The organism is Pseudomonas sp. Y3 TE3536, from assembly GCF_053629175.1.
Window position 1 is genome coordinate 4,163,711 of record NZ_JBRJHU010000001.1, and the last position, 18,773, is coordinate 4,182,483.

The following is an 18,773-nucleotide window of genomic DNA, read 5'->3' on the forward strand; positions in this document are numbered from 1 at the left end:
CAGCGCCGCATATACCGCAGGGGACCGCCATGCGGCCCTTTCGCGACGCAAGGCCGCTCCTACAGGAGATCGTGTGGCCTGCGAGTAACGCTGCAAAACCTGCACATCACCCAAGGCAACAGGAGTGCCCCATGCTCAAACCCCTGCTACAAGGACTCACCCTCATGGCCGCAGCCACCACCACCACCCTCCAGGCCGCCCCGCGCGATCTGATCATCGACACCGACCCCGGTGCCGACGACGTGGTCGCGCTGTTCCTGGCCATGGCCTCGCCCGATGAGCTGAACATCCGCGCCATCACCACCGTAGCCGGCAACGTGCGCCTCGATAAAACCTCGCGCAACGCCCGCCTGGCCCGCGAATGGGCTGGCCGTGAAGACATCCCCGTGTACGCCGGGGCCGGCCGCCCGCTGGTGCGCACGCCCATCTACGCCGCCGAAGTGCATGGCGAAGAAGGCCTGACCGGTGTGCAAGTCCACGCGCCGCAAAAGCCGCTGGCCCAAGGCAATGCCGTGCAATACCTGGTCGACACCCTCGGCAGCGCACAACCCCACAGCATCACCCTGGCCATGCTCGGCCCACAGACCAACCTGGCCCTGGCACTCATCCAGCGCCCGGAGATCGCCCAAGGCATCAAAGAAGTCGTGGTCATGGGCGGCGCCCATTTCAACGGCGGCAACATCACCCCTGCAGCCGAATTCAACCTCTACGCCGACCCGCATGCCGCCGAGGTGGTGCTGGCCAGTGGCGTACAACTGACTTACCTGCCGCTGGACGTCACCCACAAGCTGCTGACCAGCGAAGCACGCCTCAAGCAACTCGCGGCGGTCAACAACCAGGCCAGCAAGCGGGTCGTGGATATTCTCAATGCCTACATCACCCACGACATGGACCTGTACGGCATGCCTGGCGGCCCGGTGCACGACGCCAGTGTCATTGCCTACCTGCTAAAACCCGAGCTGTTCAGTGGCCGACGCGTTCACATGACCATCGACAGCCGCGAGGGCCCGACCTTTGGCCAGACCATCGCCGACTGGTATGGCGTGCTGAAACAGCCCGCCAACGTCATGTGGGTAGAGGAGGGGGATGCTCAGGGCTTTTTCGACCTGCTCAGCGCGCGCCTGGCTCGATTGCAATAGGGGAATGCCTGGCGAAGCGCTCGAACGCTTGGTCCATAAAGCTGCGCGCCGCTTCGCTGCCGCGGTCGCGCACCAGCAGGTCGATGGCAATCAGTAGCAACTCCTCCGGCGTGCTGGGGCTGTAGGCGCTCTGGCCCTCCGCCCATTTGACCTTGATATCGGCGTCGATGCTGTGGCTGCTCATGAAAGGCTCTCACTGGGGGCCTGGGACGAAGGGGCGAACACCGGATCCTGATGTTCGAGGGAGGCACGGCGCGCTCCACTTCTTGCAGTAAATCATGCCTTTGCGTCAATGACTCTGCGACATAAGAATAAAAAGCTTTGCGCGGCAAACCAAGCGTATTGTGCAAAATCCAGTCACGATTGCATTTCGCCTCCACCGGCATGTTCAGGCAGACTTGTGCGGTTTTGCAACAAACAATGCGCGCAGCTGTCGGATCAGACAGTGCCCAGATCGATTTTAGGAGGATTCATGTTCCGTACCCGTGCTTACCTGGCGACCCTGGCGGTGGCTGCTGTGCTGGCTGGTTGCAGTACCGGTGGCAATTCTGCTGGCAGTGCGCCTGCCGTACCGGCAGGCAACGACGGTCGCTGCGAAGCCAGCGGTGCCGATTTTGCCATCGGCAAGCCGGGCAGCCCAGACCTGCTGGAGCAGGCCCGCAAGGCCAGTGGCTCGCAGATGGCTCGTATGCTCAAGCCGCACGATGTGGTGACCCTGGAGTACCGCTCCGAGCGCCTTAACCTGAATGTGGATGAGCAAGGTGTGGTAACCCGCGTCAACTGCGGCTAAGCCGTTGCGAACCCCATAAAAAAACCCGCCACTTGGGCGGGTTTTTTTACAGCTGTCCGAATTACTCCGGACGAACCTGTGCAGCCTGCATGCCTTTCTGGCCTTTTTCGGCCACGAAGGAAACAGCCTGGCCTTCTTTCAGGCTCTTGAAGCCGTCAGATTCGATGGCCTTGAAGTGTACGAAGAGGTCGTCGCCGCCGCTTTGTGGGGTGATGAAGCCGTAGCCTTTTTCATCATTGAACCATTTGACGGTGCCGTTTTGGCGATTGGACATGGGGTGAATCTCCAGACATTTGATTTTTTCAGTGGTGCGATGTTGCCGAGGCTCCGAAGCACCGGCAACATCATAGTCTAATTCTGCGCATCTAGCGCCTTTTACGTTCGCCAGATGTTGATCCAGCGCAAACAATGGGTGTCGAATCGCGGCTTTATGGTTTCAGCCCTTCATGCATGCTTGCTGCACAACCGTTTGAGCTTTCTGCATCAGCTTGGCGTCAACGCCATCCTTGCTGTCTAGGTCCTTGATCTGCTCATCGCTGAAGTTCTTTTCAATAGCCGTTGCGCCACAGCTGCAGTGCTGCTGCGCCGCCTTGGCGTCCAGGCCCTGGGCGGTGGCGGCCTCGATGCACTGGGACATGTAGTTTTGCTTCGCGCCAGCCGGGAACGAACCCGCGTTGGCCGCAACCGGCAGCAGCAGGGCGCCAGCAACGCTCAGGGCCAGAAGAGACGGAAATCTCATAACCAGACACTCCTTGGTTTAGGTCTCATCAAGAGTAGGATGCTTCCCAAAGTCTGATAGGAATTTTTCCGCGTAAGTTCACCCCGGTTGTGTAATTTCCAAATATTTCTGCATCGTGCCCAACCCCGCGTGCTAGCATGCTCGGCTTGTAGCTGACAACGTGCAGCTCACCTGTTTTTTACCTTCCAGTCACTCTGGTTCGCCCCTGGTAAGCCGAAAGGCTTCTGCCACTGTGAGGCAGGCTTTCTCTCGAGAAAGACAGCGCGGATCTTGTACTGGCTCATCCCAACCCACGTGACCTTTGGTAGGGGTCACCACTAGGAGAGGAGGCGCCATGCCCACTATTACTCTTCCCGATGGCAGTCAACGTTCGTTTGATCACGCCGTATCCGTAGCCGACGTCGCCGCCTCTATTCAGGCTCTTGAAGCCGTGAGATTCGATGGCACTGAAGTGTACGAAGGGGTCGTCGACGCCGCTTAGTGGGCTGATGAAGCCGAAGCCTTTTGCATCATTGAACCATTTGACGGTGCCGTTTTGGCGATTGGACATGGGGTGAATCTCCAGACATTTGATTTTTTCAGTGGTGCGATGTTGCCGAGGCTCCGAAGCACCGGCAACATCATGGTCTAATTCTGCGCATCTACCGCCTTTTACGTTCGCCAGATGTTGTTCCAGCGCAAACAATGGGTGGTGAACCTCCGCTTTATGGTTTCAGCCCTTCGTGCATGCTTGCTTAACAACCGTTTGAGCTTTCTGCATCAGTTTGGCGTCCACGCCATCACTGCTGTTCAGGTCCTTGATCTCGTCTTCGCTCAAGTTCTTTTCGATAGCTGTTGCGCCACAGGTGCAGTGCTGCTGCGCCGCCTTGGCGTCCAGGCCCTGGCCGGAGGCGACCTTGGTGCACTGGGGCATGTAGTTTTACTTCGCGCCAGCCGGGAGCGAACCCGCGTTGGCTGCAACCGGCAGCAGCAGGGCGCCAGCAACGCTCAGGGCCAGAGGAGACGGAAATCTCATAACCGGACAGTCCTTGGGTTAGGGAAGGTTTGAAATACCCACCGATTTTTTGATACTCCAATCACTTGGCGTTCAAAAAAACGGTGGCCTGCCAAAAATCAGGCTCTGGCACTTCTTAACTCATGGTTTTTCCTTGAACAGCGCCTTTCCCCGTATTTCGCGCATCACAGGCGCACCGCTCCCGCAACCAGCAGCCGTTTTCGCATCATCCACAGGTTCGACAGGGCAAACAGTGCGGTCTGTTGCGCGGTGTTTTTCAGGTGGCCGCGATAGCGCACTTTCGTATAGCCAAACTGGCGCTTGATCACTCGAAACGGATGTTCGACCTTGGCCCGTATCTGGGCCTTGGCGTATTCGATTTTGCGACGCGCCTGAGCGATCAAGCTCTTCTTGCCATGCTTCTTATACGTGCTGGGCCGTGCCGCAATCGACCAGATCATTTTGCGGTTCTGATGCTCAGGACGCTTGTCCACGCCGGTGTAACCGGCATCGCCAGAGACGTAGGTTTCCTCGCCGTGCAGCAACTGATCGACGTGCCAAGTCCGCCACATTCGCCGCCGTGCCCACCAGGCTACGCACCAACCCGGACTCGGCATCGACGCCAATGTGCGATTTCATTCCAAAAAAGTACTGATTCCCTTTCTTGGTTTGGTGCATTTCAGGATCGCGCTTGCCGTCCTTGTTCTTGGTCGAACTCGGGGCATGAATGATCGTCGCATCGACCACGGTGCCAGGCGCAGCATTAGGCCACGGTCACTCAGATAACCGTTGATGACCTGCAAAATCCCGCCCGCCAACTCATGTTATTCCAGCAGGCGACGGAAGTTGAGGGTCGTGGTTTCATCGGGAATCCGATCCAGATGCAGCCCGGAAAACTGGCGCAGGATCGTCGTCTCGTACAGTGCTTCTTCCATCACCGGATCGCTGTAGCCGAACCAGTTCTGCATCAGATGAAGCCGCAGCATCGCCATCAACGGATACGCCGGACGGCCACCTTCACCCTTCGGATAATGCGGTTCGATCAAGGCAATCAAACCTTCGGGCACGACTTGATCCATCTCGATCAGGAAGCGCTCGCGGCGGGTCTGCTTACGTTTGCCAGCGTACTCGGCATCGGAAGGACATCTGTTTCATGGGGCTCAATCGTCGTGTTCGTGTCAGGCGGGTATTTCAACAGAGATGGGAGTCTTTTTCATAGTTTCCTTAGGTCTCATCAAGAGTAGGATGCTTCCCAAAGTCTGATAGGAATTTTTCCGCGTAAGTTCACCGCGGTTGTGTAATTTCCAAATATTTCTGCATCGTGCCCAACCCCGCGTGCTAGCATGCTCGGCTTGTAGCTGACAACGTGCAGCTCACCTGTTTTTTACCTTCCAGTCACTCTGGTTCGCCCCTGGTAAGCCGAAAGGCTTCTGCCACTGTGAGGCAGGCTTTCTTTCGAGAAAGACAGCGCGGATCTTGTACTGGCTCATCCCAACCCACGTGACCTTTGGTAGGGGTCACCACTAGGAGAGGAGGCGCCATGCCCACTATTACTCTTCCCGATGGCAGTCAACGTTCGTTTGATCACGCCGTATCCGTAGCCGACGTCGCCGCCTCCATTGGTGCTGGGCTGGCCAAGGCCACCCTGGCCGGCAAGGTCGACGGCAAGCTGGTCGACGCCTGCGACCTGATCACCCACGACGCCACCCTGCAGATCATCACCCCTAAAGATGAAGAGGGACTGGAGATCATCCGTCACTCGTGCGCCCACTTGATCGGCCACGCGGTGAAACAGCTGTACCCGACCGCCAAGATGGTGATCGGCCCGGTGATCGACGAAGGCTTTTATTACGACATCGCCTATGAGCGCCCCTTCACCCCAGAAGACATGGCCGCCATCGAAAAGCGCATGCTGCAGCTGATCGAGAAGGATTACGACGTCGTCAAGAAGATGACCCCGCGCGCCGAAGTCATCGACGTGTTCAAGGCCCGTGGCGAAGACTACAAGCTGCGCCTGGTCGAAGACATGCCGGATGAACAGGCCATGGGCCTGTACTACCACGAAGAATACGTCGACATGTGCCGTGGCCCGCACGTGCCGAACACGCGCTTCCTCAAGGCATTCAAGCTGACCAAGCTGTCCGGCGCCTACTGGCGCGGCGATGCCAAGAACGAGCAGCTGCAACGCGTCTACGGCACCGCCTGGGCCGACAAGAAGCAGCTGGCCGCCTATATCCAGCGCATCGAAGAAGCCGAAAAACGCGACCACCGCAAGATCGGCAAGCAGCTCGACCTCTTCCACCTGCAGGAAGAAGCCCCAGGCATGGTCTTCTGGCACCCGGACGGCTGGACCGTCTATCAGGTGCTCGAGCAGTACATGCGCAAGGTTCAGCGCGACAACAACTACCTAGAAATCAAGACCCCGCAGGTTGTTGACCGTATTCTGTGGGAGCGTTCCGGCCACTGGTCCAACTACGCCGAGAACATGTTCACCACGTCGTCGGAAAACCGTGACTACGCGGTCAAGCCGATGAACTGCCCGTGCCACGTGCAGGTGTTCAACCAGGGCCTGAAGTCGTACCGCGACCTGCCGATGCGCCTGGCCGAGTTCGGTGCTTGCCACCGTAACGAGCCGTCCGGCGCCCTGCACGGCATCATGCGTGTACGTGGCTTCACCCAGGACGACGCGCACATCTTCTGCACCGAAGATCAGGTGAAGAAAGAAGCCGCCGACTTCATCAAGCTGACCCTGGACGTCTACAAGGACTTCGGTTTCAGCGACATCGCCATGAAGCTCTCGACCCGCCCAGCCAAGCGCGTGGGCTCTGAAGAGCTGTGGGACCGCGCCGAAGGCGCCCTGGCCGATGCCCTGAACGAGTCTGGCCTGGAGTGGGAATACCAGCCGGGCGAGGGCGCGTTCTACGGTCCGAAGATCGAATTTACCCTGCGCGACTGCCTCGGCCGTAACTGGCAGTGTGGTACCCTGCAGTACGATCCGAACCTGCCAGAGCGTCTGGACGCCAGCTACATCGCCGAAGACAACAGCCGCAAGCGCCCGGTAATGCTGCACCGCGCCATCCTCGGTTCGTTCGAACGCTTCATCGGCATGCTCATCGAGCATTACGCGGGTGTGTTCCCGGCATGGCTGGCGCCGACCCAGGCAGTGGTCATGAATATCACCGACAAACAGGCCGATTTCGCCCTTGAGGTTGAGAAATCTCTGAACGGTAGCGGTTTCCGTGCCAAGTCGGACTTGAGAAATGAGAAGATCGGCTTTAAAATCCGCGAGCATACTTTGCTCAAGGTCCCGTACCTTTTGGTTATAGGGGACCGCGAAGTCGAAACGCAAACCGTCGCTGTGCGTACTCGCGAAGGCGCAGACCTGGGCTCCATGCCCGTCGCGCAATTCGCTGAGCTCCTGACACAAGCGGTTTCCCGGCGTGGTCGCCAAGAATCGGAGTAATGACTATTAAGCGTGAAATGAGAAACGATAAACGTGCTGTACCGAAGGCCCCGATCAACGAGAATATCTCGGCCCGCGAGGTTCGGTTAATTGGCGCAGACGGCGAGCAGGTTGGCATCGTCTCGATTGATGAAGCGCTGCGTATCGCTGATGAAGCGAAGCTGGATCTGGTGGAAATCTCTGCAGACGCGGTACCGCCGGTCTGCAAGGTCATGGACTACGGCAAGCACCTCTTCGAAAAGAAGAAGCAGGCTAACGAAGCCAAGAAAAACCAGAAGCAGATCCAGATCAAAGAAATCAAGTTTCGTCCAGGGACGGAGGATGGGGATTACCAGGTAAAACTACGCAACCTGGTACGTTTCCTTACCGATGGGGACAAGGCCAAGATCTCTCTGAGATTCCGTGGTCGTGAGATGGCCCACCAGGAGCTGGGCATGGAGCTGTTGAAGCGGGTTGAAAATGACCTGCTTGAATACGGCACCGTTGAGCAGCATCCTAAGATGGAAGGACGCCAGCTTATGATGGTCATCGCCCCCAAGAAAAAGAAGTAATCTCCCGGGCACGGCAGGCCTGATGATTATGTGTAATTTTATCGAATGCGGAGTTCCAACATGCCAAAAATGAAAACCAAGAGCGGTGCTGCGAAGCGTTTCCTGAAAACAGCTTCGGGCTTCAAGCACAAGCACGCTTTCAAGAGCCACATCCTGACCAAAATGTCGACCAAGCGTAAGCGTCAACTGCGTGGTAGCAGCTTGCTGCACCCGTCTGACGTCGCGAAAGTCGCGCGCATGCTGCGCGTTCGTTAATTCTGGTCAAAGATAGAGGAAGTTACTCATGGCTCGTGTAAAGCGCGGCGTTATCGCTCGTAAGCGTCACAAAAAAATTCTGAAACTGGCTAAAGGTTACTACGGTGCACGCTCGCGCGTATTCCGCGTAGCCAAGCAGGCTGTCATCAAGGCCGGTCAATACGCCTACCGTGACCGTCGCCAGAAGAAGCGTCAGTTCCGCGCACTGTGGATCGCTCGTATCAACGCCGGTGCCCGCACCAACGGTCTGTCTTACAGCCGTCTGATTGCTGGCCTGAAAAAGGCGTCGATCGAAATCGACCGTAAGGTTCTGGCCGATCTGGCAGTGAACGAAAAAGCGGCGTTTGCTGCGATTGTCGAGAAAGCTAAAGCCGTTCTGGCTTAAGTACCCGCGACAATCACCCGGCGGCGCTAGCGTCGCCGGGCATTGAACGTCATCGATAGGGGAAGAGCCTTCAAAGCTCTTCCCCTATTTTCGTATCTGGAGTCTGTACATGGAAAACCTGGATGCGCTGGTCTCCCAAGCCCTTGAGGCCGTAGAGCGCGCTGAAGACATCAATGCCCTGGAACAGATCCGGGTTCAATATCTCGGCAAGAAAGGCGAGCTGACCCAGGTGATGAAGACCCTGGGCAACCTGCCAGCCGAAGAGCGGCCGAAAGTCGGCGCGCTGATCAACGATGCCAAGGAACGCGTCACCGAGGTGCTCAACGCACGCAAGGCCGCCTATGAAGAAGCCGAGCTCAGCGCTCGCCTGGCTGCCGAATGCATTGACGTGACCCTGCCAGGCCGTGGCCAGACCACCGGTGGCCTGCACCCGATCACCCGTACACTCGAGCGCATCGAGCAGTTCTTCACCCACATCGGCTACGGCATTGCCGAAGGCCCAGAGGTCGAAGACGACTACCACAACTTCGAAGCGCTCAACATCCCCGGCCACCACCCGGCGCGGGCGATGCACGACACCTTCTATTTCAATGCCAACATGCTGCTGCGCACCCATACCTCGCCGGTGCAGGTGCGGACCATGGAGTCCAGCCAGCCGCCCATTCGCATTGTCTGCCCGGGCCGCGTCTACCGCTGCGACTCGGATATCACCCACTCGCCGATGTTCCACCAGGTCGAAGGCCTGCTGATCGATCGCGATATCAACTTCGCCGACCTCAAGGGCACCATCGAAGAATTCCTGCGCGTCTTCTTCGAAAAAGAACTGGCTGTGCGCTTCCGCCCGTCGTTCTTCCCCTTCACCGAGCCGTCCGCTGAAGTCGATATCCAGTGCGTGATGTGTTCTGGCAAAGGCTGCCGCGTCTGCAAGCAGACCGGCTGGCTCGAAGTCATGGGCTGCGGCATGGTCCACCCGAACGTGCTGCGCATGTCCGGCATCGACCCTGAAGAATTCCAGGGCTTCGCCTTCGGCATGGGCGCCGAGCGCCTGGCCATGCTGCGCTACGGCGTCAACGATTTGCGTCTGTTCTTCGACAACGACCTGCGCTTCCTCGCGCAATTCCGCTAGGTCAATGCCCGACGCAACTTTCAGGAGAACAGCATGAAATTCAGTGAACAGTGGCTGCGCGGTTGGGTAAACCCGCAAGTCTCCCGTGACGAACTGGTCGCCCGCCTGTCCATGGCCGGCCTCGAAGTCGACAGCGTGACCCCCGCCGCCGGCCAGTTCAGCGGCATCGTCGTGGGCGAAATCCTCGCCACCGAGCAACACCCGGACGCCGACAAGCTGCGCGTCTGCCAGGTCAGCAACGGCCAGGAAACCTTCCAGGTTGTCTGCGGCGCCCCCAATGCGCGCCCGGGCATCAAGATCCCGTTCGCCATGATCGGTGCCGAACTGCCAGGTGACTTCAAGATCAAGAAGGCCAAGCTGCGCGGCGTCGAGTCGTTCGGCATGCTGTGCTCGGCGGCCGAGCTGCAGATCAGCGAAGAAAACGACGGCCTGCTGGAACTGGCGGCTGACGCCCCGGTTGGCGAAGACATTCGCCAGTACCTGAGCCTGGACGACGCCAGCATCGAAATCGGCCTGACCCCGAACCGCGGCGACTGCCTGTCCCTGGCCGGCCTGGCCCGCGATGTCAGCGCCCTGTACAACGTCCCGGTCACCCGCCCAGTCGTCCCGGCTGTAGCGGCTGCCCACGACGAAGTGCGCCCGGTCGAAGTGACTGCCCCGGCTGCCTGCCCACGCTACCTGGGCCGCGTCATCCGCAACGTCGACCTGTCCAAGCCGACCCCGCTGTGGATGGTCGAACGCCTGCGCCGCAGTGACGTGCGCAGCATCGACGCTGCCGTCGACATCACCAACTACGTGATGCTCGAACTCGGCCAGCCGATGCACGCCTTCGACCTCGCCGAAATCAACGGCGGCATCCGCGTCCGCATGGCTGAAGAGGGCGAAAAACTCGTCCTGCTCGACGGCCAGGAGGTCGCCCTGCGTGCCGATACCCTGGTCATCGCCGACCACACCCGCGCCCTGGCCATTGCCGGCGTCATGGGTGGCGAGCACAGCGGCGTCAACACCGAAAAAACCCGCGACCTGTTCCTTGAAAGCGCCTTCTTCGAGCCGATCTCCGTCGCTGGCAAGGCCCGTTCCTACGGCCTGCACACCGATGCCTCGCACCGCTACGAGCGCGGGGTCGACTCGCAGCTGGCCCGCGAAGCCATGGAACGCGCCACCGCGCTGATCCTGGAAATCGTCGGCGGCGAAGCCGGCCCGATCGTCGAAGCCGTCAGCGAACAGCACCTGCCCAACGTCGCCCCGGTAACCCTGCGCGCCGAACGCATCACCCAGATGCTTGGCATGGAGCTGGAAGCCGCCCAGGTCGAGCAACTGCTCAACGCCCTGGAACTGACCACCACGGCGAACGGGGCAGGGCAGTGGACCGTCAACGTCCCAAGCCACCGCTTCGACATCAGCCTGGAAGTCGACCTGATCGAAGAGCTGGCCCGGCTGTACGGCTACAACAACCTGCCGGTCCGCTACCCACAGGCGCGCCTCGCGCCCCAGGGCAAGCCGGAAACCCGCGGTGACCTGCCGAACCTGCGCCGCCTGCTGGTCGCCCGCGGCTACCAGGAAGCCATCACCTACAGCTTCATCGACCCGAAGTTGTTCGAGCTGTTCACCCCTGGCGTCGAGCCCCTGCTGCTGGCCAACCCCATCTCCAGCGACATGGCCGCCATGCGCGCGTCCCTGTGGCCGGGCCTGGTCAAGGCGCTGCAGCACAACCTCAACCGCCAGCAAGACCGCGTACGCCTGTTCGAAAGCGGCCTGCGCTTCGTCGGCCAGCTCGGTAACCTCGAGCAGCAACCGATGATCGCCGGCGTCGTCACCGGCAGCCGCCTGCCAGAAGGCTGGGCCAACGGCCGAGACGGCATCGACTTCTTCGACGTCAAAGCCGACGTGGAGGCCCTGCTGGGTTACTCCGGCGCGCTGAGCGACTTCACCTTCAGTGCCGGCAAACACCCCGCCCTGCACCCAGGCCAAACCGCCCTCATCGAGCGCGACGGCAAGCCCGTCGGCCACCTCGGCGCCATTCACCCCGAGCTTGCCAAAGCCCTGGGCCTGGACCGCCCGGTGTTCCTGTTCGAGCTGGTATTGGGTGACGTGGTCGAAGGCCGCCTGCCGAAGTTCAGCGAACTGTCCAAGTTCCCAGAAACCCGTCGTGACCTGGCGTTGATTGCAGGACGTGATGTAGCTTCTAACGCGGTGCTTGAATTAATTCGTGACAATGCAGGCGAATGGCTCACAGACCTCAGGCTGTTTGATGTCTACCAAGGTAAAGGCATTGATCCTGATAGAAAAAGCCTGGCCGTCGGCTTGACCTGGCAGCATCCATCGCGCACTCTTAACGACGATGAGGTGAACGTTACCCTGCAAAATATCCTCACCTCGCTCGAACAAAGGTTGAACACCACGTTAAGGAAATAACGGCATGGGTGCTCTGACGAAAGCTGAGATGGCCGAAAGGCTGTACGAGGAGCTGGGGCTTAACAAGCGTGAGGCCAAGGAGTTGGTCGAGCTGTTTTTCGAAGAAATTCGGCACGCACTTGAAGAGAACGAGCAGGTCAAGCTGTCCGGTTTCGGCAACTTCGACCTTCGCGACAAACGCCAGCGGCCGGGCCGCAACCCCAAGACAGGGGAAGAGATCCCGATCACCGCTCGCCGCGTCGTCACCTTTCGTCCAGGGCAGAAGTTGAAGGCCCGGGTTGAGGCCTATGCTGGAACCAAGCCATAACGACGAACTGCCCCCCATACCGGGCAAACGCTACTTCACCATTGGTGAAGTCAGCGAGCTTTGCGCGGTAAAGCCGCACGTGCTGCGGTATTGGGAGCAAGAGTTCCCTCAGTTGAACCCCGTGAAGCGGCGGGGGAATCGGCGGTATTACCAGCGCCAGGACGTGCTGATGATCCGCCAGATTCGAGCGCTGCTGTATGACCAGGGGTTCACCATTGGCGGGGCGCGGTTGCGGCTCTCCAGTGATGAGGTGAAGGATGAGTCAAGCCAGTACAAGCAGCTGATTCGGCAGATGATTGTTGAGTTGGAGGATGTGTTGGTGGTGTTGAAGAAGTGATTTGCTCCGACGAATGGAAATTTTTTTGAGAAAAAGCTTTCATTTATCAAAAGGTTAGGGTAGATTCTTCAACGTTCTCAGCGGTATCGAGAATAGAGTCGGGGCGTAGCGCAGCCCGGTAGCGCACTTGCATGGGGTGCAAGGGGTCGAGTGTTCGAATCACTCCGTCCCGACCAAATAACTCCAAAGAATCCAGTCACTTAGCGGTGACTGGATTTTTTTATGGTCGATGATTTTTCTCCGTATGCGTTTTTACCCCACTTTTTACCCCACCGATTTTCAGCTGCCTCAAGCTCACGTTGTCAGGGCATACAAGTTTGCGTTCTGTAAGATCCGAGCTGCAAAGCGTTGAATGCGAGGGCTGTACCTAGATGCAGCCGTGCCTCCGCACGGAGCCGAAGCCGGTGACAATGATGTGGTTGATTAGGAAGGTGATAGGTGGCTGAGGGAGGCCGGCGTAGTCGACTATCCGAGTTCGAAACCCTACGCTTCCGCCACTATTTTTCATCAAAGCCCTGATTTTTCGGGGCTTTTTTGTGTGTGGACGTTGTTGGTCCCCCATCTAGTCCCCCATTTTTGCTTCGGCTTCCTTTGGCCTTCTGTGGGTTCTGGTGGACGTATTGTCTTCATGTGGGTCCGTAGTCTCACGTCAGGAAAGGGGAGCAGTTCAGGTTTCACAAACACCAGGTCCGACCTTCATTTACAAGCCTGGATTACTCCCTTGCGACCGGCGCAGTCCTTCACCTGTTCCCAAGAATGCGACCTCAAAGCTGGGTTTAGAGGCGCTCATCATGACGCCTCGGAATCCAACAGAAGGGGTTTCAGGCAGGTCTGACAGCCACGCTGCTGCTCATGCCCTGTACCTTGAGCACATAGCCGCCACTCTCCTGAACAATCTTGGCTTGAGGCATGTAGGCGTAGAAATATTCGTACTGATAGACCGCCTGCTTCCACTTCCTGCCACCATAGCACTCAAACACAGTGTCAGTATTCTTAAAGCCCTTGAATGCGCCGCGCAGTTGCCCTTCGCAGATGACCATGGTTGACACTCCTAGTGGTTGGTCGCCATGAGCCTCTCGGTCATGACACATGTGCATGCATTGACCGCTGGCAACCAATCCGGGGCGTGTTGCCTGCAGTGCTCCTCAGTTCAGGTTGTAGCCAAATTCTCGGCTCAGCAGAATCTGCTTCCAGTGGCTTTCTCGTGTATCGATCTCTCCTAGCATGGCATGAATATCAGCGATCTCCAGAATTGAGAATCTTAGGTGCCGCTGCCGCCCGGGAAGGGCGTCGATGCCAAACTCTTTTTTCAAGGCAACGTTACCACCGTGTGCAGTGGCCGCGTATGTGCACCAGCGCCCCCAAATGCCGCTTTCGCCGTCGGCCTTGCCGCCATACAGTTTACCGGTTTCACTGTCTGTGATCAGATAGACGCCCTTGACGTTCGACAATGCTGCAGGTTGGAATGTTTTGGCGTACGACGATATCGAGATGTTCTTTGGTCAAGTTGACCGACTTGAAACCTGGGAAATCACCTATCGTTAGACGCTTGGGAAGCAACTCCGAGACGACAAAGTCATTCTCCAGGGTTTTGCCCAGTGGGTACGAATGGCGTTGTTTGTACGTGCTCTTGAGGTAGAGGCGACCTACCCATTCCTCGGCTGCTTCTATGCGTTCCAGGTCGTAGATGTAGTGACTTCGCGGCTCGGCATGATGGACGCAACCCTTCCTGCGAAACAGTCCCGCAAAGAGCCAGCGAGTAGGGCGTCCCGCCTGGATCAGAGAAACGACGTACTCCTTTTTGAAGTTCTGCTGGGATTGCCAAGACTGCCACCTGTCAAAACGGCCTTCCAGGAACACGTCGAGCGGGCGTTCCTCGCCGTTGAATCGCGCAAGGTGAACCTTCGCGGTGCTGGGAGTAAAGGCCGGCTCCCATTGTTTGATCAGGTCAAAAATCAGCATAGAGTAATGTCCGTCTGAGCTTCATCGCGCTTTGCGATTTTTCCATCGTGTGGCGAGCCCCCTCATGAGGGAGCTTGAACCGAAGATATTCTGGATGATATTGAGGTCGTCCTCGGCCATCCCTGCGGGTTTAACATCTCTCAACACGGCCTCGGTACCCAGGCTCTTGGCCCAGGCAGCCATGTAACCTTTGGCTGTGTCCGATCCGCCGTTTCGCAGTTCACTTAGTAAGGTCTGAGCGAACGAGAGCCGATCTTCTTGGGTCAGGAAGCGCTTGTTGATCTCAGGGCGGAGGGTGTTGACTGATGTCCAGGTGAGGGGGCTATCTGTCATTTCGAGTAACCCGAGCGCCAGTTGGGGCACCTCATTTGACTCTTTCTCGCTTTGCCCCCCTTCAGCACGAATCACCTGCTGGAACAGCCGGGCCCGCTGCTCATCATTGGTGCCATCGTCGAGCAGCAATTTTTTGAGGTTACCGTAAGCTTCTGCGCCAAGTGCCCTGCACCACAATGACAAGGCCAAGTCAGTATCCTGAATTCCCCCACGCTTTCCTTTAAGCAGGACAGCTCTTGTCGCTTCAAGATCTTCAAGGATGGAGAGGTGTGGAGTGATCGCTTTCCATGCTCGCTCCAGTAACAGGACTTCCTCGTTCTTGTTGTAGTCGATCGCATCAGCCAAATCGGAGATCTGTGCAACGGACAAATCCTTTCTGCCTGAGCTGAGGAAATCAACGGCCTCCGCTGGTCTTTGCTGCCACACGATGCATGCTGTTTCGTCCAGTGTTGACGACAGCGACTCCGGTACCACTCCATTGTCCAGCATGCTATTCATGGAAGCGAGAGTGTGCTTTCCAGCGAAGCCTGGGTTAGACGCTGCTGTTTGCCTTGCCTCCATGAACAATGCTTGAGGCTGATATCCGTTGGGAAGCTGCTCCTGGGTTGGCCATTGTCCTGCCAGGTGGCTGTGAAGGGGGTCGAAGGACTGTTGGTACGACTTGGCAGTGGTAACAAGTTTCTGCAACGCCGGGCCTAGTACCGCTGAACTAGCATGGATAAAGACTTTCGAAAGTCCTGGCATCAGGTGTGCGAGGTAGCTGTCCCACTCGCCGGCCTTGCCCGCTAGAGTCGGAAGAAGCTTGTCGAGGTGTCCTCTGAGATATTGCTGGCCCCACAGTTTCGCCTGGATATGGGTCGCTGCGCCGGTATAGAGAGCCTCGTCTTCATCGTCGAATTCCGAGCGCTGAGTCATCCCTGTCAGGTGATTGGCAAGCTCCTCTTGGCCCTCCTCAATCAAGCTTTCGTAGACCAAGAACAATGCATTCCGGCACTTATTCGGAACGCGCTCAAGTGGTCGCTTGATCCAGCGTTGCGCCACGCTGTGAAGCGCTCGCTCATTGTGAACGACGAAGGTATGAAACACTTCAGTAGCGTCGTTCTCATAGCCCTCGATGGCGCTCAGGAGGACGCAGAGATCGGCGTAGGCTTCATGCTGCTGGTTATCGAAATAGCTGAGGCGTTCAGCACCCAGATCGGCCACAAGGCGGAATGCACGCTTGTAGTCCAGCGGCAAGTCCTGGAAGTCTGAGACCCTTCGTACGAATCGAGAGAGGCACTCCACAATCTGTTCTACATGGCCGTGAGCGAGGTGACGCTCGAAGGCCTGCATGACACATTCGGTTATCTCGGTTGAGTGCATCATGGCAACGGATTTTACCTGTTCCCAAAGTCGGTCACGGCTTTCATCCCCCTCGCTGGCCATGGACTCCCAGACGACGCTGATACGCTGAGCCAGGAGTGACATGTCGAGAGTGTCCAATTCCTCGAAGTCATCGCTAGTATTTTCTTCAAAGTCATGCAGCGCTCGGGTCAGTTGCTCGACGTAGGTGGAGCCGATTTCTGGCAAGAGTGCTTGCTCGTACGTGTCCATCCAGCGTTGTAACTGGCTAAAACCAAGCTTGTAGTTGCCCGTAGGTGCGGTGACATTGCGCTCACAGAGCCACGCAAAGAGCTGGTCTTTAGCGTGGACAGGAAGGGTGTGATCTTTCAGAACAGTCAGCACAATGCCTGCAGCCCCAATAGCCATGGCAGCGGCTTCGTCGATGTTGGGCGCTTGGCCTGAGGGCAAGCGCATGGAGATGTTCTTGCCATTAGTGAGCAGTTCTTCGATGAGGACACAGGAGATCTGTTGTTGGTCGATCACGTTGGCCACAGCAACTATTCGGCCAATTTTCTCGACACCTAGGAGTGATCTGAGCTCGCCTGACGTGACGATATCGTTGCTCAGTATGCCCAGCACCAAATCCCGGGTGCGCGGTGGCAGGCGATCAATGATGTCAGCGACAACGCGCATGGCGTTGTATTTGAGCGACTGCTCAGTACGATGAAGCTCACTAAGCATGGTGTGTAGCAACTGCATTTCCTGATCGCTCAAGAAGTCGTTCGCGCGAGGTGAGAGAGCTTCCAAGAAACCTTGAGTATCGCCAGATACCAGATGGCCGTAGATTCTTGAAGCCTGTCCTCCATAGCGCCGGGTGACTGAGTCTTCAGAGAGCAAGAGAAGGCTCTGGAGAGAGTCCGGCCATGGAACGCCGACGAGGCTTGCAAGGAATTGGCGCAGGTCTCGACAACCCTCAACCAAGATCGTCTTACCATCATCGTCTGCTTTAACGTATTGCTTGAGTATGTGCTGAGCTTCAATCGGTTCGTCTTTGAGCAGTGTCTGCCTGACCATGAGGTTGGTCAGGCGTTGAAGTAGCTGTGGATCATCCTGAAGGTCACGATAAAACCCTGGAAAGCTCACGCGTGCGGCGCTCAGCGCACCGAGTGCTATAGGGTGTTTGGTGACTGCACCTTCATGCAACCCACCTGGGCGCTCACTGCCGACAGCATCAAGCTCTCGGGCCTTGGCCAACCACCACGTTTGAGTAAATGCGTTGACGATCTGAAGGGCGTTACGGGGGTCGGTGACGTTGATGTGAATCATCCGATCCACTACCTGTTCCACTGAGGCGCCTTTCTCAGCAACCTCTTTGACCAGCTCGGGGAAACCCTTCAGCTTGGCAAGCGCGAACTGGCGCATGTCATTGCGAGGCGGCGGGGGTATCTCCAAACGGAACTGGAAGATGCGATCTAGGTAGCGCCGTGCGTCGGTGGGGTTGAAGATCGAGCCTGGTTGTTCTGGGTTGCCGCGCCGGCGAGACAGGGCGTCTGCGACCTTACCTTCGTCACAGGAAATGACAAATACGAGCCCCATGTTCTCTGGCAGTTTATCGCTAGGGATCTCCATGAAGGTTCTAACAGCGTCAAGGCCTAAGACCATCTCTTCAGCGGAGAGTCGATCGAGGTCGTCCACGAAAATGACCAAACGCTCAAAGGGCACCGAGTTACCATTTGTTGGCTTGAATGTACGGAGCTGCTGAAGCAGCAGATCTTCGTACTGCTCTGCGTTGACGCTGGGCAGATGCACTCGCGTTACCGTGTTGAACGGATTGACGGGGACTGGCTTCATCAATTTCATGAGGTAGCCATACAGACCGCTGAACGCAAGAGTGAACAGTCCTTGGGCATTGCCGTCACTCAATGGCAAATACAAGAGACCGAGTACGCCCAACGCAACGTAGCCGGCAAATGCGATCAGAAAAGCAGGGAGTGGAGCCGCCCAGCTTGTCAGGTGCTCTCCAATAAGCTGCAAGGTAGTTTTGCGAGTGGTTGTCGTGTGGGTGACGTTTCGATAGAGGTCATCCTGCAGTTTCCCTTCATCGCCGCCCAGTTCAAGGAAGACATGGCGAAGGAGCGCCCGCTTGATATCCTGCTCTTTTCCTCCGAACCGCCAGGCGTTGAAGGTGATGCTTCTGTAGCGTTGGCTTCTAGGTCGACGCCCGCCGGCTACTGACGTGTCATCTGCGAGCGCGCGAGTATATAGTTCTTTGACCGAGCTCTTGCCGGTACCCCAGCCGCCCAGCAAGCCGATGCTGAACGGTGGCATGTGGCCTTCTTCCTCGACCAAGCAGCGCAATGCTTGAGCGTAATGCCGATGGCCAAAGGCGTCTTGGTCTTCGGTTTCAATGTGGCGATCCAGCACGGCAGGCAGAGTGCGGCGGGAATCGAGCATACGATCATCCCTTATCAGTATGGCAAATGGCTATTGTCAGGTGAGCATACTGGTCGCTGCTGTTTGAGGCCAGTGGGCGCGGCGAGATGTGCGAAATCGTGAGCGCCCGGGATGGTGACATGTCGCAAGAAATCATGGGGTAGCCGATAGACAGTGTCCAGAGGGGGTTGTACTGTCTGTGCGAAAGTGGCGCTAGGCCA

17 protein-coding genes, 1 tRNA gene and 4 pseudogenes are annotated in these 18,773 nt (G+C 57.7%); 12 read left to right on the forward strand and 10 right to left on the reverse strand.

The features are described 5' to 3' along the window. Nucleotides 1-131: 131 nt before the first annotated feature. Nucleotides 132-1,139, forward strand: a complete 1,008-nt coding sequence (locus tag AB7M33_RS18860) for a nucleoside hydrolase (RefSeq protein WP_454243287.1) — start codon at nt 132-134, stop codon at nt 1,137-1,139. On the opposite strand, the gene AB7M33_RS18865 is transcribed toward AB7M33_RS18860, so the two are convergent. Next, nucleotides 1,111-1,323: a hypothetical protein gene (locus AB7M33_RS18865; protein WP_027596143.1), complete on the reverse strand. Its 213-nt coding sequence runs from the start codon at nt 1,321-1,323 to the stop codon at nt 1,111-1,113. The two genes, AB7M33_RS18860 and AB7M33_RS18865, sit on opposite strands and share 29 nt — an antisense overlap. A 288-nt stretch (nt 1,324-1,611) precedes the next feature. Between AB7M33_RS18865 and AB7M33_RS18870 the strand changes: the two genes are divergently transcribed. Next, nucleotides 1,612-1,929, forward strand: a complete 318-nt coding sequence (locus tag AB7M33_RS18870; RefSeq protein ID WP_265967675.1) for an I78 family peptidase inhibitor — start codon at nt 1,612-1,614, stop codon at nt 1,927-1,929. A gap of 61 nt (nt 1,930-1,990) precedes the next feature. Here AB7M33_RS18870 and AB7M33_RS18875 read toward each other — a convergent pair whose 3' ends face one another. Continuing rightward, nucleotides 1,991-2,203 (reverse strand): cold-shock protein, encoded by a 213-nt coding sequence (locus AB7M33_RS18875; RefSeq protein WP_027596145.1) that lies wholly within the window; start codon nt 2,201-2,203, stop codon nt 1,991-1,993. Nucleotides 2,204-2,365: 162 nt separating this feature from the next. Next, on the reverse strand, nt 2,366-2,668 hold the full coding sequence (locus AB7M33_RS18880; RefSeq protein WP_027596146.1) for a hypothetical protein: 303 nt from the start codon (nt 2,666-2,668) through the stop codon (nt 2,366-2,368). Between the two features lie 334 nt (nt 2,669-3,002). Between AB7M33_RS18880 and AB7M33_RS18885 the strand changes: the two are divergent. Then, nucleotides 3,003-3,089, forward strand: a pseudogene (locus tag AB7M33_RS18885) (hypothetical protein); the annotation flags it as partial. On the opposite strand, the pseudogene AB7M33_RS18890 reads toward AB7M33_RS18885, so the two are convergent. The 3 pseudogenes from AB7M33_RS18890 to AB7M33_RS18900 form a co-directional block, all read right to left on the reverse strand. Beyond that, nucleotides 3,060-3,218 (reverse strand): annotated as a pseudogene (locus tag AB7M33_RS18890) (cold-shock protein); the annotation flags it as partial. The pseudogenes AB7M33_RS18885 and AB7M33_RS18890 overlap by 30 nt on opposite strands. Nucleotides 3,219-3,380: 162 nt before the next feature. After that, nucleotides 3,381-3,683, reverse strand: a pseudogene (locus AB7M33_RS18895) (hypothetical protein). Between the two features lie 164 nt (nt 3,684-3,847). Continuing rightward, nucleotides 3,848-4,817 (reverse strand): annotated as a pseudogene (locus tag AB7M33_RS18900) (IS5 family transposase). 385 nt (nt 4,818-5,202) lie between these two features. Here AB7M33_RS18900 and thrS point away from each other — a divergent pair. The 9 genes from thrS (at nt 5,203) to AB7M33_RS18945 (ending at nt 12,677) form a co-directional block, all read left to right on the forward strand. Then, the gene (gene thrS, locus AB7M33_RS18905) at nt 5,203-7,125 is read left to right on the forward strand and encodes a threonine--tRNA ligase (protein ID WP_027596147.1); all 1,923 of its coding nucleotides are present in this window, start codon (nt 5,203-5,205) and stop codon (nt 7,123-7,125) included. Then, nucleotides 7,125-7,676, forward strand: a complete 552-nt coding sequence (infC, locus tag AB7M33_RS18910; RefSeq protein ID WP_016487884.1) for a translation initiation factor IF-3 — start codon at nt 7,125-7,127, stop codon at nt 7,674-7,676. The genes thrS and infC overlap by 1 nt, the downstream gene beginning before the upstream one ends. Nucleotides 7,677-7,736: 60 nt before the next feature. After that, on the forward strand, nt 7,737-7,931 hold the full coding sequence (gene rpmI / locus AB7M33_RS18915; RefSeq protein WP_008100408.1) for a 50S ribosomal protein L35: 195 nt from the start codon (nt 7,737-7,739) through the stop codon (nt 7,929-7,931). Between the two features lie 28 nt (nt 7,932-7,959). Next, on the forward strand, nt 7,960-8,316 hold the full coding sequence (rplT, locus tag AB7M33_RS18920) for a 50S ribosomal protein L20 (RefSeq protein ID WP_003250671.1): 357 nt from the start codon (nt 7,960-7,962) through the stop codon (nt 8,314-8,316). A gap of 109 nt (nt 8,317-8,425) precedes the next feature. Next, nucleotides 8,426-9,442 (forward strand): phenylalanine--tRNA ligase subunit alpha, encoded by a 1,017-nt coding sequence (pheS, locus tag AB7M33_RS18925; RefSeq protein WP_027596148.1) that lies wholly within the window; start codon nt 8,426-8,428, stop codon nt 9,440-9,442. A gap of 33 nt (nt 9,443-9,475) precedes the next feature. Beyond that, on the forward strand, nt 9,476-11,857 hold the full coding sequence (gene pheT / locus AB7M33_RS18930) for a phenylalanine--tRNA ligase subunit beta (protein WP_454243288.1): 2,382 nt from the start codon (nt 9,476-9,478) through the stop codon (nt 11,855-11,857). 4 nt (nt 11,858-11,861) lie between these two features. Then, the gene (ihfA, locus tag AB7M33_RS18935) at nt 11,862-12,164 is read left to right on the forward strand and encodes an integration host factor subunit alpha (protein ID WP_003250679.1); all 303 of its coding nucleotides are present in this window, start codon (nt 11,862-11,864) and stop codon (nt 12,162-12,164) included. Next, nucleotides 12,145-12,501 (forward strand): MerR family transcriptional regulator, encoded by a 357-nt coding sequence (locus tag AB7M33_RS18940; RefSeq protein WP_008100384.1) that lies wholly within the window; start codon nt 12,145-12,147, stop codon nt 12,499-12,501. Before ihfA ends, AB7M33_RS18940 begins: the two co-directional genes overlap by 20 nt. Before the next feature lie 99 nt (nt 12,502-12,600). Beyond that, nucleotides 12,601-12,677, forward strand: a tRNA-Pro gene (locus tag AB7M33_RS18945). Nucleotides 12,678-13,322: 645 nt separating this feature from the next. On the opposite strand, the gene AB7M33_RS18950 is transcribed toward AB7M33_RS18945, so the two are convergent. The 4 genes from AB7M33_RS18950 to AB7M33_RS18965 all read right to left on the reverse strand — a co-directional run bounded on the left by AB7M33_RS18950 (nt 13,323) and on the right by AB7M33_RS18965 (nt 18,573). Then, entirely contained in the window at nt 13,323-13,541 is a 219-nt protein-coding gene (locus tag AB7M33_RS18950; protein WP_454243289.1) for a hypothetical protein, read from the reverse strand. A gap of 105 nt (nt 13,542-13,646) precedes the next feature. After that, on the reverse strand, nt 13,647-13,952 hold the full coding sequence (locus tag AB7M33_RS18955) for a GIY-YIG nuclease family protein (RefSeq protein WP_454243290.1): 306 nt from the start codon (nt 13,950-13,952) through the stop codon (nt 13,647-13,649). After that, nucleotides 13,912-14,463, reverse strand: coding sequence for a hypothetical protein (locus tag AB7M33_RS18960; protein ID WP_454243291.1), 552 nt, complete (start codon nt 14,461-14,463; stop codon nt 13,912-13,914). Before AB7M33_RS18960 ends, AB7M33_RS18955 begins: the two co-directional genes overlap by 41 nt. A gap of 21 nt (nt 14,464-14,484) precedes the next feature. After that, the gene (locus AB7M33_RS18965) at nt 14,485-18,573 is read right to left on the reverse strand and encodes a KAP family P-loop NTPase fold protein (protein ID WP_454243292.1); all 4,089 of its coding nucleotides are present in this window, start codon (nt 18,571-18,573) and stop codon (nt 14,485-14,487) included. Between the last annotated feature and the right edge of the window lie 200 nt (nt 18,574-18,773).

Bases quoted from the DNA above. Each gene is read 5' to 3' on its own strand.
- AB7M33_RS18880 (WP_027596146.1), bottom strand. From the start codon at position 2,668: ATGAGATTTCCGTCTCTTCTGGCCCTGAGCGTTGCTGGCGCCCTGCTG.
- pheS (WP_027596148.1), top strand. From the start codon at position 8,426: ATGGAAAACCTGGATGCGCTGGTCTCCCAAGCCCTTGAGGCCGTAGAG.
- infC (WP_016487884.1), top strand. From the start codon at position 7,125: ATGACTATTAAGCGTGAAATGAGAAACGATAAACGTGCTGTACCGAAG.
- pheT (WP_454243288.1), top strand. From the start codon at position 9,476: ATGAAATTCAGTGAACAGTGGCTGCGCGGTTGGGTAAACCCGCAAGTC.
- AB7M33_RS18950 (WP_454243289.1), bottom strand. From the start codon at position 13,541: ATGGTCATCTGCGAAGGGCAACTGCGCGGCGCATTCAAGGGCTTTAAG.
- rpmI (WP_008100408.1), top strand. From the start codon at position 7,737: ATGCCAAAAATGAAAACCAAGAGCGGTGCTGCGAAGCGTTTCCTGAAA.
- AB7M33_RS18940 (WP_008100384.1), top strand. From the start codon at position 12,145: ATGCTGGAACCAAGCCATAACGACGAACTGCCCCCCATACCGGGCAAA.
- AB7M33_RS18865 (WP_027596143.1), bottom strand. From the start codon at position 1,323: ATGAGCAGCCACAGCATCGACGCCGATATCAAGGTCAAATGGGCGGAG.
- AB7M33_RS18960 (WP_454243291.1), bottom strand. From the start codon at position 14,463: ATGCTGATTTTTGACCTGATCAAACAATGGGAGCCGGCCTTTACTCCC.
- AB7M33_RS18875 (WP_027596145.1), bottom strand. From the start codon at position 2,203: ATGTCCAATCGCCAAAACGGCACCGTCAAATGGTTCAATGATGAAAAA.
- AB7M33_RS18870 (WP_265967675.1), top strand. From the start codon at position 1,612: ATGTTCCGTACCCGTGCTTACCTGGCGACCCTGGCGGTGGCTGCTGTG.
- ihfA (WP_003250679.1), top strand. From the start codon at position 11,862: ATGGGTGCTCTGACGAAAGCTGAGATGGCCGAAAGGCTGTACGAGGAG.
- thrS (WP_027596147.1), top strand. From the start codon at position 5,203: ATGCCCACTATTACTCTTCCCGATGGCAGTCAACGTTCGTTTGATCAC.
- rplT (WP_003250671.1), top strand. From the start codon at position 7,960: ATGGCTCGTGTAAAGCGCGGCGTTATCGCTCGTAAGCGTCACAAAAAA.
- AB7M33_RS18965 (WP_454243292.1), bottom strand. From the start codon at position 18,573: ATGCTCGATTCCCGCCGCACTCTGCCTGCCGTGCTGGATCGCCACATT.
- AB7M33_RS18860 (WP_454243287.1), top strand. From the start codon at position 132: ATGCTCAAACCCCTGCTACAAGGACTCACCCTCATGGCCGCAGCCACC.